Source organism: Blastomonas sp. CCH1-A6, assembly GCF_001556365.1.
GTDB classification, from domain to species: domain Bacteria; phylum Pseudomonadota; class Alphaproteobacteria; order Sphingomonadales; family Sphingomonadaceae; genus Blastomonas; species Blastomonas ursincola.
Window position 1 is genome coordinate 1 of the sequence record NZ_LSIS01000073.1, and the last position, 13440, is coordinate 13440.

The following is a 13440-nucleotide window of genomic DNA, read 5'->3' on the forward strand; positions in this document are numbered from 1 at the left end:
ACGGCGTCGGCGACCTCATGCCTTGGATCGACGTGACCTGAAAACATCGCTTACGGAAGTCCGTCAGGGCTTCCTCCTTTCTTTTTGCTCGCAGCCCTTTGCAGACCACGTAAGAACAGGCGCAATTATCGATGGCCGACATCAATCCTGGGCATCAGGCTTGTCCAGATCAGCAAGTCGCTCTGGCATTTCCAGGACCTTCAAAGCCGCCGCCTCGATCGCCTCTGCCTGTGTGGGGAAAGCCTCGGCCGAACTGATTGACACCCCGTTTGAATAGGTGATCGTCGCCTGGAAGCCGTTGCCCTTGGGTGTCGCGCTCAGTGTGACCTCGGTCATGCTCAGGCTCCTCGTTGCCTGCTTTCAGCTAACCGCCATAGGCCCTGATCCGTTCTGTGACTACCGAGATCCGGGCGACGGCAGCCTACGAGCCATCTCAAGAAATCGGCATCGCAAAACGCATCGTCCGTTACTGGCTCAATGGCTGGTTCCTGACCTTGCAGCTGGGGACTGGGGAGCACACCGTACGCGACAAATCGCTGGATCAACTGGCAGAAAAACACGAAATTCCAGATGCATGGATCGAAATCTGCGAAATGGCAGCTTCTCCGTCAAAAATGACGGGGGCGAGGGGAGTTACGTGGATTTGACCAAGGCGAGGCCGAGAATGGCGGAATTCGGCAGTCCTATATGTTCTTGACATGTTCTTGAATCTGACTTAGCTTCTACCTCGCCTTTCGCAGTGTGAACCGGGCTCCTGACCACAAGGAGTCCGTGTATGACACGGCCAATCTGTCTCCAGGTTTACATCTCCAGCGAGCTCAGCTCGATGATCCGCAAGGCTGCCAAGGCCAAAGGGATCAGCATGAGCGAGTGGGTTCGCGCCTTGCTCGCCAATGCCTGCACCGAGGACGAGCTTGCCTCGCGGCTCGACGCTTCCATTGAGCGAATTTCCCGCCGCTCGGTGTTCCTCATGGTCGGGGTTGATGCGCTGCTGGCAGGGCACCCCGACCACGCGCTGCGCGGTCGGGCTCACCAGGCGTACGTGCGCAAATGTAAGGAACTCGGTCTTTCTACAGCCGCTGGCGAGGGAGGCTCCGATGAAGCGTAATCTCGTCAACTTCACGCGTGGCAGCCAGCTGCTCGGACACTTCAGCTTCATGTTCGCGGCGGGTCTCAAGGGCCCATTGATTGTCGCCGCGCTCGTGATCTCATGGACCTCCTGGTGGACCATTTCGGCAGGCCTCACCGACCATGAAGTCTACCTCGTCTGGATGCGGATCTATGCTGCCATCTACGGCTTCATGGAGTTCGATCCCGCCAAGCGGATTACCCTGGAAACTGCCTTTGGCTCGACCATCCAGTTTCCGATTGCGCAGCTCGAAAGCTATCCGCCGGTGGTCCATGCGTGGGAGAAGCTCATGGCGCTTCTGACCAGTGCCTTGTGGCGGTCCGGCTTCCTCTTGGTCCCAGCCTTTGCCGTCTTCTACTGGTTCGCCGAGCGGTTCGGCGGTCGCTCCAAGGAGCGCAAACACGAGCGCGGCGCGATGCTGGTTACGCTCCCCGAGCTCGTCGATGAATTGACCGCGCATAACCGGCGCGAGCGCACCCGTGAGCTCGATACTGCACTGGGCTGGAAATGGCGGCTCAGTCTGCCGCGAGAGATCGCCCGGGTCTTTCCGTACCGGCCATCGCATATCGCCACGGTCTCCTATCCCTGGCGGCTCGAGCAAAGCCATGCAATGCTCATTGGCACGACCGGTATGGGCAAGACCGTGGCGATCTCCGACATGATTGCGGAAGCCAGAGCCAAGGGGCAGCGCTGCGTGGTCTTCGATCTGACCGGCGCCTTTATCGAGCACTTCCATGCGGCCCATTGCGACATCATTCTGAACCCGCTCGATGCGCGCTGCCCCCAGTGGAGCCTGTTTGACGAGTGCCGTTCCGAAGGCGAGTTCTGGGCCGCCGCGGACGCCCTCGTCCCCCATGACGGGGGCGGAGAAGCCCAGTTCTGGGTGATTGCTGCCCGCGCGCTATTCGTCGAATTCTGCCTCAAACTCGTGGCCGAGGGCAGGGCGACCAACGACGCCCTGGCCCGTGAGCTGATGACCGCGGACCTGTCGCGCGTGCATGCCATGATGCGCGGTACGATCGCCGATCCGCTGACCGCGCCGGAAGCCGCCCGTATGGCGGAATCGATCCGGGCCGTTTTCAACGTCAACGCAAAGGCGCTCAAGCTGCTGCCGACTGCCGGACCTCGTTTCTCGGTCCGCCAGTGGATCGAGGACGGGGCCGATAGCGCCCAAAGTGAGGGCTCGATCCTGTTCATTTCGGCCCGCTATGTCGACATGAGCGTCTGCGCGCAGTTGCTTACGCTCTGGCTCGACACGGCCATGAACACGCTGATGACGATGCCCCGCACCCGCGATCTCAAGTGCTGGTTCTTCGTCGATGAACTCGGCGCATTGCACCGCCTGCCGGCCCTCGAGAAAGGCTTGCAGACGGCGCGCAATTTCGGTGGCGCGATTGTTCTTGGCCTGCACGCCTATGCCAAGCTCAAGGAGGTCTACGGCGAAAACATGGCGATGACGCTGGCATCGCTCGCCCGGACCAAACTGATCCTTGGAACCGCCGACCGCGAGACCGCCACCTGGTGCTCCGACTTCATCGGCCATCGCCAGGTCAGGGACATGGAAGAGGGCTACACTTACGGCTACAACAATGCCCGCGATGCGGTCAGCCTGACCCCGCGCAAGCATATCGAGCCGCTCCTGCTGCCTGACCAGCTGATGAACCTGCCGCGCCTGTCAGGGTACATCAAGTTCCCCGACGGTTTTCCCGCCGCACCGATCAAGCTGAAGCCCGTCGACCGACCCAAGCGGGCGGAGACCTTCATTGCCAGGGTCAAGGAAAGCCCGAAGGCAAGGGTCACGGTGCCCCATCCGGCGGCGGAGCAGGCCGAGCAGAAGGCAGCGCCAACAGGCAGCGAGCATCCCTCGTCCAACGATGACGGAGCGGGCAAGCCGGTCGTCCCAAAGCAGGGCGAACTGGCGCTGGATCAGGGACCGAAAGCCGCGCCGAGACAGGAGCCTGACGCGCCAGCCAAGGATCTTGGTCGAGCAGTGGAACACCCACCCGGCAAGCGGACCAAAGAGCGGGAACCGGCAGCTCGTTCCGGGCAGGAGAAGGCGGGCAAGGCCAGGAAGGAGCGATCGAATACCAGAACCGATGCTCCGCCGCGAAAGGCTGGAACTTCTGCCCGCCCACTTCTCCCGACAGGCGAAGCCGCAGCGGCGCGGGATCAGTCGGCTTCGCCTAAGGGCACGCCTAAGGCCAGCACGCCGGGAACGGAAGGGCTGCAACAGGGCAAGCCGGATAACCCGAAGAGCCAAAGCTCCCGCGATGCCGCCGCGCGCAAGCTGATGATCGAGGATGGTCTGCGGGAGCACGAGCCTCCGCCGATCACTGGTCCCGATCTTGGCGACATGGAGATGTGAGCATGTCGCTGACTGCCTCGGGATGGCGGACCGATCGATGCTGTCGGTAGCCAATGTCCGCACCGCCGGCGGCGCGGCCAACTACTTCGCTGCCGACAATTACTACACGCGGGCTGATGCCGATCGCTCGGGTGAATGGCTGGGGAAGGGCGCTGCCGCGCTCGGGCTCGAGGGGACCGTCGACGCACGGCAGTTCGAGGCGGTCCTTAAGGGACTGCTGCCCGATGGCAGCCGCGTCGGCAGTGACAACCGGGCGCACCGGGCGGGGACCGATCTCACCTTTTCGATGCCGAAAAGTTGGTCGGTCCTCGCTCTGGTGGGTGGCGACAAACGGATCCTCGATGCCTATGCGTCGGCCGTCCGGGAAACCCTGCGCTGGGCCGAGAAGAACCTTGCCGAGACCCGGATGGAGGTTCGGGGCAGAGAGCGTGCGGTCCAGACCGGCAACCTTGCGATCGCGCTCTTCCAGCACGACACCAACCGCAACCAGGAGCCCAACGCCCACTTCCATGCCGTCATTGCCAATGTGACGCGAGGGCCCGATGGTAAATGGCGGGCGCTGCGCAATGACAAGCTCTGGCAGCACAATACTTTGCTCAATGCCATGACGATGGCGCGGTTTCGGCTGAGCGTCGAGAAGCTCGGTTACGAGGTCGGGGAGTTCGGCAAGCACGGCAATTTCGAGGCCGTCGGTGTGCCCAAAGATGTGCGCGATGCCTTCAGTTCGCGGCGGGCGGAGATTCTCGACCGCCTGGCAACGATGGAAGGGAGGGGGCTCGCCGCTCGCAGCGCAGCAAACCTCATGACCCGGGCGGACAAGGGGCGGATCGAGGATCGCGATGCGCTGCGGCAGCAGTGGCGGGATACGTCCACAAGGCTGGGCTTTGATCCCGCCATGGTCATTGCAAGGGCCAATGCCCGCAGCGCGGAGGACCTTGGCAATGTGACTGGCGTTGGGCCCACGATGCGCGCGATAGTCCGCAATGCTCAGGCCCTTGCAACCTCCTTAGCCGAGCGGCTTGGCCTACGGGAAGGTGACCCGCTGATACCCTCAAGGCTGACCAACCGCAGTGTCGAGCAGGTCGCCGCAATTCATGCAGTCGCCTCGGCTGTGCGGCATCTGGGTGAGCGGGAGGCGGCCTTCACCCGGGCCGAGATCTACCGCGCAGCGCTTGGCTTTGCGCTCCCAACCTCGCTCGCTGACATCGAGCACCGCGTCGACCAGCTTCTCCGCCAAGGGCATCTGGAGAAGGGCAGGGGCGCCGACCGGCAACTGCTCACGACACGTGACGCCATAAGCCTCGAACAGCGCATCATTGCCGGGGTTGAAGACGGGCGCGGCGCCGCGCCGGCGATTGTTTCTCCCGACCTTGCCGGGTCCCGTCTGCAGGCCCTGTCCCAGATCAAATATGGCCTGACCTTGAACGCTGGACAGGAAGGGGCAGGGCGTTTGCTGCTTGGCTCGAACAACCGCATCGTCGCGATCCAGGGCGTCGCGGGCGCAGGCAAGAGCACGGTCCTCAAACCTGTCGCCGATATCCTGCGCGAGGAGGGTAGGGGCGTGCTCGGGCTCGCGGTGCAGAACACGCTGGTCCAGATGCTCGAGCGCGACACGGGTATTGCCTCGATGACAGTGTCGCGGTTCCTCGCCCGGCACCGCGATCTCATTGAAGGGGCCGATGCGGACCGTCTCGCCGAGGCGCGGGCCGAGATGCGCGGCACCGTCGTGCTGCTCGATGAGGCATCAATGGTCGGCAATGCCGACAAGGAGAAGCTTGTGCGGCTGGCAAACCTGCTCGAGCTCGGCCGCTTTGCCAGCATTGGCGACCGCAAGCAGTTGGGTGCCGTCGATGCTGGAAAGCCATTCGATGTGATGCAGCAGGCCGGCATCGAGACTGCGGTGATGGGCACCAATCTTCGCGCACGCAGCGAAGGCCTGCGTGAAGCCCAACTGGCAGCGCAAGAAGGGCGCATCGAAGACGCCATGCGCCATTTGGCACCCCAGGTGATCGAGGCGGGGAATGAAGCTGCTGTCGAAGCTGCCGCAGCCTGGCTGTCACTGTCGACAGCCGAGCGCGAGGCAACCGCAATCTATGCCTCAGGCCGAAACCTGCGCAGTGCCGTGAACGATGCGGTGCAGACCGGCCTCAAATCCAGCGGCGAGCTTGGTCCTGAAACCATGCGGCTTCAGACCCTGTCGCGCGTCAATGTGACCCGCGAGGAGCTGCGATATGCGAGCACCTATGCGCCCGGCATGGTGGTCGAGGTCGCGCGGCGTCAGCGCAGCCAAGCTATTGCAGCGGGCGAATACCGGGTGGTCGGAACCGATGTGGCACGCGAGCGTGTCACGCTGGAGAACGCGCGTGGCCGCCAGTTCGAGTTTCGTCCCGGTCAGATCAGGCCGCAAGGTGAGCAGGATCCGCTGCGTCTGTTCGAAGTCCGCGCCCTCGACATTTACACCGGCGACAAGATCCGGTGGACCGAGACCGATCACCAGCGGGGCCTGCTCAATGCCGACCAGGCCCGGATTGTCGCAGTCGACAAAGGGGCTGTCGTGGTGAAGACATCCTTGGGCGCAGAGCACAGGCTCGAGCAGGGCGACCCGATGCTGCGACGTCTCGATCTTGCCTATGCGCTCAATGCCCATATGGCGCAGGGGCTGACCTCCGATCGCGGCATTGCGGTGATGGACAGCCGCGAGCGCAATCTGGCCAATCAGCAGACGTTTCTGGTGACAGTCACGCGGCTGCGTGATGGCCTAACCTTATATGTCGACAATGCTGGCAAGCTTGAGGCGGCGGTCGAGCGCAATGCCGGCATGAAGCGCTCGGCGCTTGAAACGGTCGATCTCCTCCGCGATGCGGCAGCCACAGGGCAGGCCAAAGATCGTGTGGCTCCAGCACCGGAACGCAAGCCGCCAGAACTTGACCGTTCGATCACGAAGCCGTTCGAGATCGGCATCTAGCGTCCCGCTGTCCCCATGCGTCCGCACATGGCCGGTTGACTCAAAGTTCTTTATTTGTTCTCATTGGTCCATGCCCCGAATCTCCGACGATATCCTCCTCACTCATCTCGAAGTCGCGCTGGCTGTTGCGCCGGAGCACACGTTCGTCCGTCTAAATGCCGATGATCCGCGCGCCCAGCGCAGCGCCAGGGTCGATCTGGCTCGCCATTTGGTCGAACGAATGCGCGGCTTCACCATCGAAGGCGACAGCCATGGCGGCCCAGTCGAGCAATCGTGTCTGTTTCCGGGCGATCTGTCGCCGATCGGATGAACTGGTAGTCTTCCCGAGGAGGGTTACTGTAGTGGCCGGTCCGGGGCGTTGGAGCTCAGTTGAACAATCCGCTCGGCGATAGCCTGCCATGTCCAAATGCCTGCCTCGTTGCCAGCAAGTGCAAGAGCCCCAATCTGCTCGGCGACGTACAAGGGTGCCTTGTCGCCATGAGTTTGCAGGACATGGTGGGCGCAGGCCCAGAGCTCCCATTCGCTCAGCATCAGCGCAGCAGGCTGACGACACTGCCAACCGCCGCGTAGAGACCGTAGGCGACGAAGGCTGCGGCAAGGAGGAGTTCGAGCCGGAGTTTGAAGGCAGTCGGACGAGGCTGTCCGGCTGGCCATATCTGGTCACAGACAAATCCGTTGAACCCCGAACGCTCCCCGACAACTTCGACGCGAGCGCCGATGAATTTGCGTACCTGGCGGGTGTCGTCGAGATCCCAGGTCCCGCCACCATCGGTGCGCAGCACCGGACCGTTTGCTGCCCGCTCGACGATGCCGGTCAGATGCGTGGTGCTGCTCACCGGCAAGCCGGGCCTTTCCAGTAGCGATCCCAGCGCAGGACAGTGCCGGTCTTGATCATGGCGCATGACAGATCTGCGCCTGACGGCAGGCGGCACCATGCAGCGGTCCTGTTTCCGCCTGCGGACCCCTCGGAGCGGCATGTCAGCCGCGGACCTCTGACCACCACATGACCGGTCGAAATTGTTCCCTTCGCGCCACCCATCAGCTGTACAAGGGCGTCGCGCGCTTCAATTGCCGTGGCATTTGGGCAGGGCTGATTGGTGCGGCAGGTGCCGTCCATTTCCCGGGCCGCGATGCCGGCGATCCGCAGGTGAGGGCCTTCCGCACACCAGACCGGACCGTCTCCATCCCAGACATGAGTCGGTGTGCAGGTAAAGGTCTGTCCGGAAGCGACGATCGAAGCGGCAAGGAGGGCAAGCATCAGAGAACCACCTTAGAGCGCCCGTCCGAACCAGAGAACCCGTCCGACGATATTGAGCGTGCGTTTCTCGAGGCCGCGCCAGCTTGGATAGGCCGGGTTGTCGCTCAGAACCGACGCCCGCTTGCCCTGCGGTTCGAGGGCAATGCGCTTTACGCTCAACATGTCGTCCATCCGCAGGACATAGATCCCGTCTCTCAGCCGCGACTGGCCATCCCCGAGATCGACCATAACCTCGTCGCCATCGTGGAGGGTGGGCTCCATGGAGTCCCCATGGACCGCGATAATCGAGAGGCTCGATGCCTTGCTCGCGGTCAGTCGGCGAGGCGATCAAGGCGCAGCTGCGTGAGGTCGAGCGGATCAAAGTGCGGCTGGCGCGCGAAAAACAATTCAACAAGCGTGTGGCGATCAATGCCGAGCTGCGCGCGGCCAAACAGGAATTTGAGCGGCTGACGGCGGGGACCGCCGACGCTGCTGTAGCGAACTACCAAGAGGAAGATCATGGATACCTGTCAGGTGCCTTAGGTTTATACGACCGATAATGTCGTACATCGGTCATATCAAAGCGCGATGAGCAGAAATCTTCGAACAAGCACCACTGATCCGATCCAGATCCCTACACTTCCGGCGGCATCAGGACGCATCGGCATTTCCTTCTGTCCCGGAAAGCAAGGGCCTGCGCTCGCTGGCTTTACCTGGAAGCGTGATCTTGCGACCGATTTAGACGCGGTGCGTGGGTGGGGGGCTGCTGCCGTCGTCTCTTTGATTGAAAAGCACGAGATGGGTCTGCTGGGAGTCGCAGATCTGGAAGCTGCGGTTGTTGCGCGAGGGATGGAATGGCTTCATCTGCCGATCCCAGACGTTACGGCTCCAGCCGAAGATTTCGAGCAAAGATGGCGGACGGCCGGAGCTCGGTTGCGCGGCTTGCTCATCAACGGGAACGGCATTTTCGTCCACTGCCGCGGCGGGCTCGGCCGGGCCGGTACTGTGGCAGCGAGGCTGCTAATCGAACTTGGCCTTGCTGACGCTAGCAGTGCAATCGATCAAGTCCGCCGCGTCAGGCCTGGCGCAATTGAGACGAAGGCACAAGAAGATCACCTGCGACAGATCGAGCGTATCTATGATCGGTCCTATGGCTGTTTGGTTGGACTGGCGGTCGGAGATGCTGTGGGGACGACGCTCGAGTTCAAGCCGCGCGACAGCTATGCCCACATCACGGACATGGTCGGGGGAGGGCCATTCGGCCTGGATGCGGGGACCTGGACCGATGACACTTCCATGGCCCTGGCGCTGGGAGAAGCTCTGCTCGCCAGCGCGGCCAAGGGCTCGGCTTTTGAGCCGGGCGAAGCACAACAGCGCTTTGTCGATTGGTGGAGGAAAGGCGCCTTCAGTCCCACCGGCAGTTGTTTCGATATCGGGATCGCAACCCGGCAGGCCCTATCTCGGTTCGAGGAAACGGGCGACCCGATTGCCGGCTCGACCGATCCGTACTCGGCAGGCAACGGCTCACTAATGAGGCTCGCGCCAGTCGCGATCTGGGGGATACAGCAAGATCCCGCAGTAGTGACACGAGTAGCCCGCCGACAGAGCATGACCACGCACGCTGCAGATGCGTGCCTCGAGGCCTGTGAAGCGTATGCACTGGTCTTGCGGGCGGCTATCCTAGGTGCCAGCTTTGAGGATGCCCTGGCGGTTCCCTCGGGCGAATATGGACCTGAGGTCGGTCCAATCATGGCCGGTAGCTGGCGCGGGAAAGCACGCGATCAGATTTCGAGCAGCGGATTCGTAGCGCACAGCCTCGAAGCAGCGATCTGGTCCGTGGCAAACACGACGAGCTTTGACGATGCCGTGCTGTTGGCAGCCAACCTCGGTGACGATGCCGACACTACTGCCGCAATTGCCGGGCAGTTGGCCGGCGCAATTTACGGCGCATCGTCGATCCGCCGATCATGGCTAGAAAAGCTGGCATGGCGCGAGGAAATTGAGACTCTCGCGCGTAAACTGGCGTTCCCGGCAGTCGCGCTCTTAAACTAACGTCGCGGCCGATACATGGCAGCGAACGGCGGCGTTGCTGTTCGGTCCGCTTTGGTGCCCATGGGCGCATAATGTGTCATGCTTGATGCCCTATCGCTGAATTAGCGGATAATGCGTCAGGTTTGACCCTTTACAGAAGGCGCCGGCAGCGGGATCAGACGGCAGGCTTGGCCCAATTACCTACAACGGGATCTAGGTCCCAGAAATACGTACGGGGTCCAAGCCTGCCTCCTCCGGCTGGAGGAACCGCGGTTTCGATTTGTCTGGATCAAACGAGGCGTCAGTCTTCCACATTGCCATCATGATCACAGCGAGCTTCCTTGCGACGGCAACGCGAGCCTTGAGAAATCCGATCTTTGTTGCCAGCCGGAGGCCCCAAGTACGCAATGAACTTTCGGTTTTGATTGTGCGAAGCAGCACGGTGGCTGCCGTGATTAGGTGCGACCTGGTCAGCTTGTTCCCGTAACGGCTGATCCGGCCGCGGCGCGCGGTGGCGCCGGATTGATACAGATTGGGCGTTAGGCCGAGATAAGGCCCGACATCTCGATTGCTTCTAAAGCGGTACGGGTCTCCGACGGCGCTGTAAAATGACAGCGCTGTGATTGTCCCAACGCCAGGAATCGTCTGAAATCTGGCGCAGACCGGGATGCTGGCGGCCATTGTGCGCATCTTTCGATCCAAATCCAAGATATGAGAGCGCAGATCTTCTCCCATCCTGACCAGGGGATCCAAATCGACGCGGATCGTCACGCCGTTGGTGCTCAAAAGCCTGAGTTGGTTCGCGACTTCAGCCGCGAGCGATCCTCGCCCATTCAGGAGCTTGATACTGGCACCGTGCAACCTGAATATGGACTGGAGCAGCGCATCCGTCCTGGCTCGATGCTTTAGCAGGGTTCGACGGATGTTGATCATTATCCGGATGTCCTGGTGCTCCACCGGTTTGATGAAAACATGGGGACCGAAGGACGGCGCCAGTCGGCCAAGCTCAGCGAGACCTTTGGCATCATTCGCATCAGTCTTTTGACGTCGGATCGCCAGGAATTTGCTTGATTTGCGAACGTCGACGACTTGAACGGGAAACCCGAACGAACGGAGATCCCGAACCATTTGAGTGCCGACACCGGCCTCGATCGTAATAGACTGGACAGGCCCAACGCCGAACCGTCGAAGGATATCTCTTATCGGAGCAGCGCGGGTCTCAGTCATTGCCTCGAAGAATACGTGTCCTTCGGCATCGACGAGGCAGACCGCAGTCTCCGAGTGGCCGGCGTCGAGGCCGACCCAGTAGCGCAGGTGCCGTGGCATTTTGCTCCCGTACGACGTTTGTTTCTTTCGCTTGCCCTACTGACCTTGTCGGGGCTGTCCGACTAGGATTCGTCCTCCGGCATGTGATAGAGAGGTAGGAAATCGAAGGAGATGATAGGATGGAGCCGCGGGAGGCGTTGGATGGCCTAATCAGCGAGCGAGGAGAGACCTACGCATCGATCTCGCGCCTCCTCGGGAGAAACTCGGCATACATCCAGCAGTTCATTAAACGAGGTTCTCCAGCCCGCCTTGACCAAAGCGATATAGCGCTGCTGGCATTGCATTTTGACGTGCCCGTAGAGATGCTGGGTGGAAAGGAGGGGCCGACAGTCGGGCAGCGTTCGATAATCAAAGTCCCCCTACTGAACGGGACAGGCAACGATTCACGCTCACAATGGCGGTTGGTTGATGCGGCTTGGCTAGGTCGGCTGTGTGATCAGCCCGCCAGTGTCGCAATCTTGCCAATTGTTGGTGAGGCGATGGAGCCGACCCTCTGCAATGGCGACGAGGTTATGATTAGCCGAGTTCGCTTCCAGGAGAGCGTGCGTGAAGGCCTTTATGCCATTCGTGGGTCTTCTGAAATCTTCGTAAGGCGGATAGCGATCGACCCAACGAAGAACCGTCTGACCGTTCTTACCGATCACCCCGCATATCCGAGCTGGCAGGGCATCCAGCGCAAGGGCGTCGATATTGTCGGCCGGGTGATCTGGATCGGAGCTCGGGTAGCCTAGCTGTCATTATGACCCCGCGCTGCCGGAGGCTCTAAGCGGCCATCCCAGCGTGCCGTGCTGCTTAGACGCGAGGTGGGATTAGCCGACGCAGTGGTCGGTACGTGATCCGACGACTCGCGTTATGGCAGACGACCACTCGCAGACGCTGAATTCACCACCAAGACCGCTGATGCGTAGCGCTTGAGCAACCTCAGCGCTGCATTAGCGCGTTGCTACCTAGAGAGCTACCTAGCACACAATCGATCTATGCCGCCCGATCTGACTAGGGAGATAACTTCTTGAAAAGTAAGGAGAAGGTGGTGGACGCACTAGGGCTCGAACCTAGGACCCGCTGATTAAGAGTCAGCTGCTCTACCAACTGAGCTATGCGTCCATCCATCCTTGGCAGGTCCGCTCGAATCAGCGACCGCCGGGAGAGCGCTGCCTATATAGGATCGGGCGGGGATGGGAAGAGCTTTTTTTGGCTTTTTTGCAGAATTTTGTGGTGGGCACAGCGGCGCCTCGAAAGCCTGGGAAGCAGGCCCCTTTCTTCGTCGCTCAAGGGAGCAGGCGACCCCCGCCGCCGCCCTGTCTGGTGTTGCGCTCGATGCCCATCAGCAGGCCGATACAGATCATGATCGTCATCATCGACGACCCGCCATAGCTCAGGAAGGGGAGGGGGATACCGACGACCGGGGCAAGGCCCATCACCATCAGCATGTTGATGGCGATATAGAAGAAGATGACCATGGTGAGCCCGCCACCTGCCAGCTTGCCGAACCGGCTGGGCGCGTTGAGCGAAACGACGGTCGACCAGCGCAGCAGCAGGGCGAACATCACGATCACGAACAATCCGCCGATCAAGCCCCATTCCTCTGCCATCGTCGCGAAGACGAAATCGGTATGGCCTTCGGGCAGATAGTCGAGATGGCTCTGCGATCCCTGCAAATAGCCCTTGCCGCCGATGCCGCCCGATCCGATCGCGATCTTCGACTGGCTGATATGATAGCCGGTACCCAGCGGATCGCTTTCCGGATCGAGGAAGATCAGCACGCGGTTCTGCTGATATTCCTTGAGCAGGAAGAAGAAGGCGAAGGGAACGAAGGCCGCGCCGGCGAGGCCCGCACCGATGAAAAGGCGCAAGGGGACGCCCGCCAGGAACATCACGGTGACACCCCCGGTCATCACCGCGATCGAGGTGCCGAGATCGGGCTGAGTCATGACGAGAAACCAGGGCACGCCGATCAGCACCAGCGGTGGCCAGATCGCCGACCAGCTGCGCGCCTGCCCAATGGGCAGCATCTCGTAGAAGCGCGCAATGGCGAGCACCACCAGCGGTTTCATGAATTCGGACGGTTGCAGCCGGATGAAACCCAGTTCGATCCAGCGCTGGCTGCCGCCTTTCACCGCGCCTGCGAGCTCGACGAGCAGCAGCAATACCGCAAACACTGCATAAGCGGGGAAGGTGCCCCATTTGACGAAATTCTCGCTGAACAGCCGGATCACGAGCGCCATTGCAAGGAACACGACGAAGCGCAGCGCATGAATGCCTGCCCAGGGCGAGACGCTGCCCCCGGCGGCCGAATAGAGTACGATGACGCCGAACCCGGCGATGGCGACGGTAATGAAGATGATCTGCCACGGCAGCTCCGCCACCGGGCGGGGAACGAAGGCCAG

15 protein-coding genes and 1 tRNA gene are annotated in these 13440 nt (G+C 61.5%); 7 read left to right on the forward strand and 9 right to left on the reverse strand.

All coding sequences use genetic code 11. The annotated features are described in order from the left end of the window. Window positions 1–141: 141 nt before the first annotated feature. A complete protein-coding gene (locus AX735_RS03185; RefSeq protein WP_066275447.1) occupies window positions 142–336 on the reverse strand; it encodes a hypothetical protein in 195 nt (64 codons plus the stop codon). Window positions 337–392: 56 nt separating this feature from the next. Here AX735_RS03185 and AX735_RS03190 point away from each other — a divergent pair, with 56 nt between their 5' ends. The 5 genes from AX735_RS03190 to AX735_RS24070 all read left to right on the forward strand — a co-directional run bounded on the left by AX735_RS03190 (window position 393) and on the right by AX735_RS24070 (window position 6769). Further along, window positions 393–647: a hypothetical protein gene (locus tag AX735_RS03190; protein WP_066275455.1), complete on the forward strand. Its 255-nt coding sequence runs from the start codon at window positions 393–395 to the stop codon at window positions 645–647. 128 nt (window positions 648–775) lie between these two features. After that, on the forward strand, window positions 776–1108 hold the full coding sequence (locus tag AX735_RS03195; protein ID WP_066275457.1) for a hypothetical protein: 333 nt from the start codon (window positions 776–778) through the stop codon (window positions 1106–1108). Beyond that, window positions 1098–3494, forward strand: coding sequence for a type IV secretion system DNA-binding domain-containing protein (locus tag AX735_RS03200; RefSeq protein WP_066275459.1), 2397 nt, complete (start codon window positions 1098–1100; stop codon window positions 3492–3494). The genes AX735_RS03195 and AX735_RS03200 overlap by 11 nt, the downstream gene beginning before the upstream one ends. Before the next feature lie 37 nt (window positions 3495–3531). Beyond that, entirely contained in the window at window positions 3532–6459 is a 2928-nt protein-coding gene (gene mobF / locus AX735_RS03205) for a MobF family relaxase (protein WP_066275562.1), read from the forward strand. Window positions 6460–6529: 70 nt separating this feature from the next. Next, complete coding sequence (locus tag AX735_RS24070; protein ID WP_082750897.1) at window positions 6530–6769, forward strand: hypothetical protein; 240 nt, start codon at window positions 6530–6532, stop codon at window positions 6767–6769. A gap of 23 nt (window positions 6770–6792) precedes the next feature. On the opposite strand, the gene AX735_RS26235 is transcribed toward AX735_RS24070, so the two are convergent. The 5 genes from AX735_RS26235 to AX735_RS24860 are packed head-to-tail and all read right to left on the reverse strand — an operon-like array spanning window position 6793 to window position 8217. Then, entirely contained in the window at window positions 6793–6990 is a 198-nt protein-coding gene (locus tag AX735_RS26235; RefSeq protein ID WP_066275464.1) for a DUF6961 family protein, read from the reverse strand. Then, entirely contained in the window at window positions 6990–7295 is a 306-nt protein-coding gene (locus tag AX735_RS03215) for a DUF5818 domain-containing protein (protein ID WP_066275567.1), read from the reverse strand. Before AX735_RS03215 ends, AX735_RS26235 begins: the two co-directional genes overlap by 1 nt. Then, complete coding sequence (locus AX735_RS24075) at window positions 7292–7717, reverse strand: thermonuclease family protein (protein ID WP_081876338.1); 426 nt, start codon at window positions 7715–7717, stop codon at window positions 7292–7294. Before AX735_RS24075 ends, AX735_RS03215 begins: the two co-directional genes overlap by 4 nt. A gap of 12 nt (window positions 7718–7729) precedes the next feature. Beyond that, complete coding sequence (locus AX735_RS03220; RefSeq protein ID WP_446471770.1) at window positions 7730–8032, reverse strand: S24 family peptidase; 303 nt, start codon at window positions 8030–8032, stop codon at window positions 7730–7732. Then, a complete protein-coding gene (locus AX735_RS24860; RefSeq protein WP_066275467.1) occupies window positions 8029–8217 on the reverse strand; it encodes a hypothetical protein in 189 nt (62 codons plus the stop codon). Before AX735_RS24860 ends, AX735_RS03220 begins: the two co-directional genes overlap by 4 nt. A 67-nt stretch (window positions 8218–8284) precedes the next feature. Here AX735_RS24860 and AX735_RS03230 point away from each other — a divergent pair, with 67 nt between their 5' ends. Beyond that, window positions 8285–9748: an ADP-ribosylglycohydrolase family protein gene (locus AX735_RS03230; RefSeq protein WP_066275471.1), complete on the forward strand. Its 1464-nt coding sequence runs from the start codon at window positions 8285–8287 to the stop codon at window positions 9746–9748. Between the two features lie 192 nt (window positions 9749–9940). Here the strand turns inward: AX735_RS03230 and AX735_RS03235 are convergent, their stop codons facing one another. Then, on the reverse strand, window positions 9941–11053 hold the full coding sequence (locus tag AX735_RS03235; RefSeq protein ID WP_066275477.1) for an IS110 family transposase: 1113 nt from the start codon (window positions 11051–11053) through the stop codon (window positions 9941–9943). A gap of 119 nt (window positions 11054–11172) precedes the next feature. Between AX735_RS03235 and AX735_RS03240 the strand changes: the two genes are divergently transcribed. Continuing rightward, entirely contained in the window at window positions 11173–11784 is a 612-nt protein-coding gene (locus tag AX735_RS03240; protein WP_066275480.1) for a S24 family peptidase, read from the forward strand. Window positions 11785–12081: 297 nt separating this feature from the next. On the opposite strand, the gene AX735_RS03245 is transcribed toward AX735_RS03240, so the two are convergent. Together AX735_RS03245 and rodA are read right to left on the reverse strand one after the other, a co-directional pair. Then, window positions 12082–12157, reverse strand: a tRNA-Lys gene (locus tag AX735_RS03245). A 164-nt stretch (window positions 12158–12321) separates the two neighbouring features. Then, window positions 12322–13440, reverse strand: a complete 1119-nt coding sequence (gene rodA, locus AX735_RS03250) for a rod shape-determining protein RodA (RefSeq protein WP_066275570.1) — start codon at window positions 13438–13440, stop codon at window positions 12322–12324.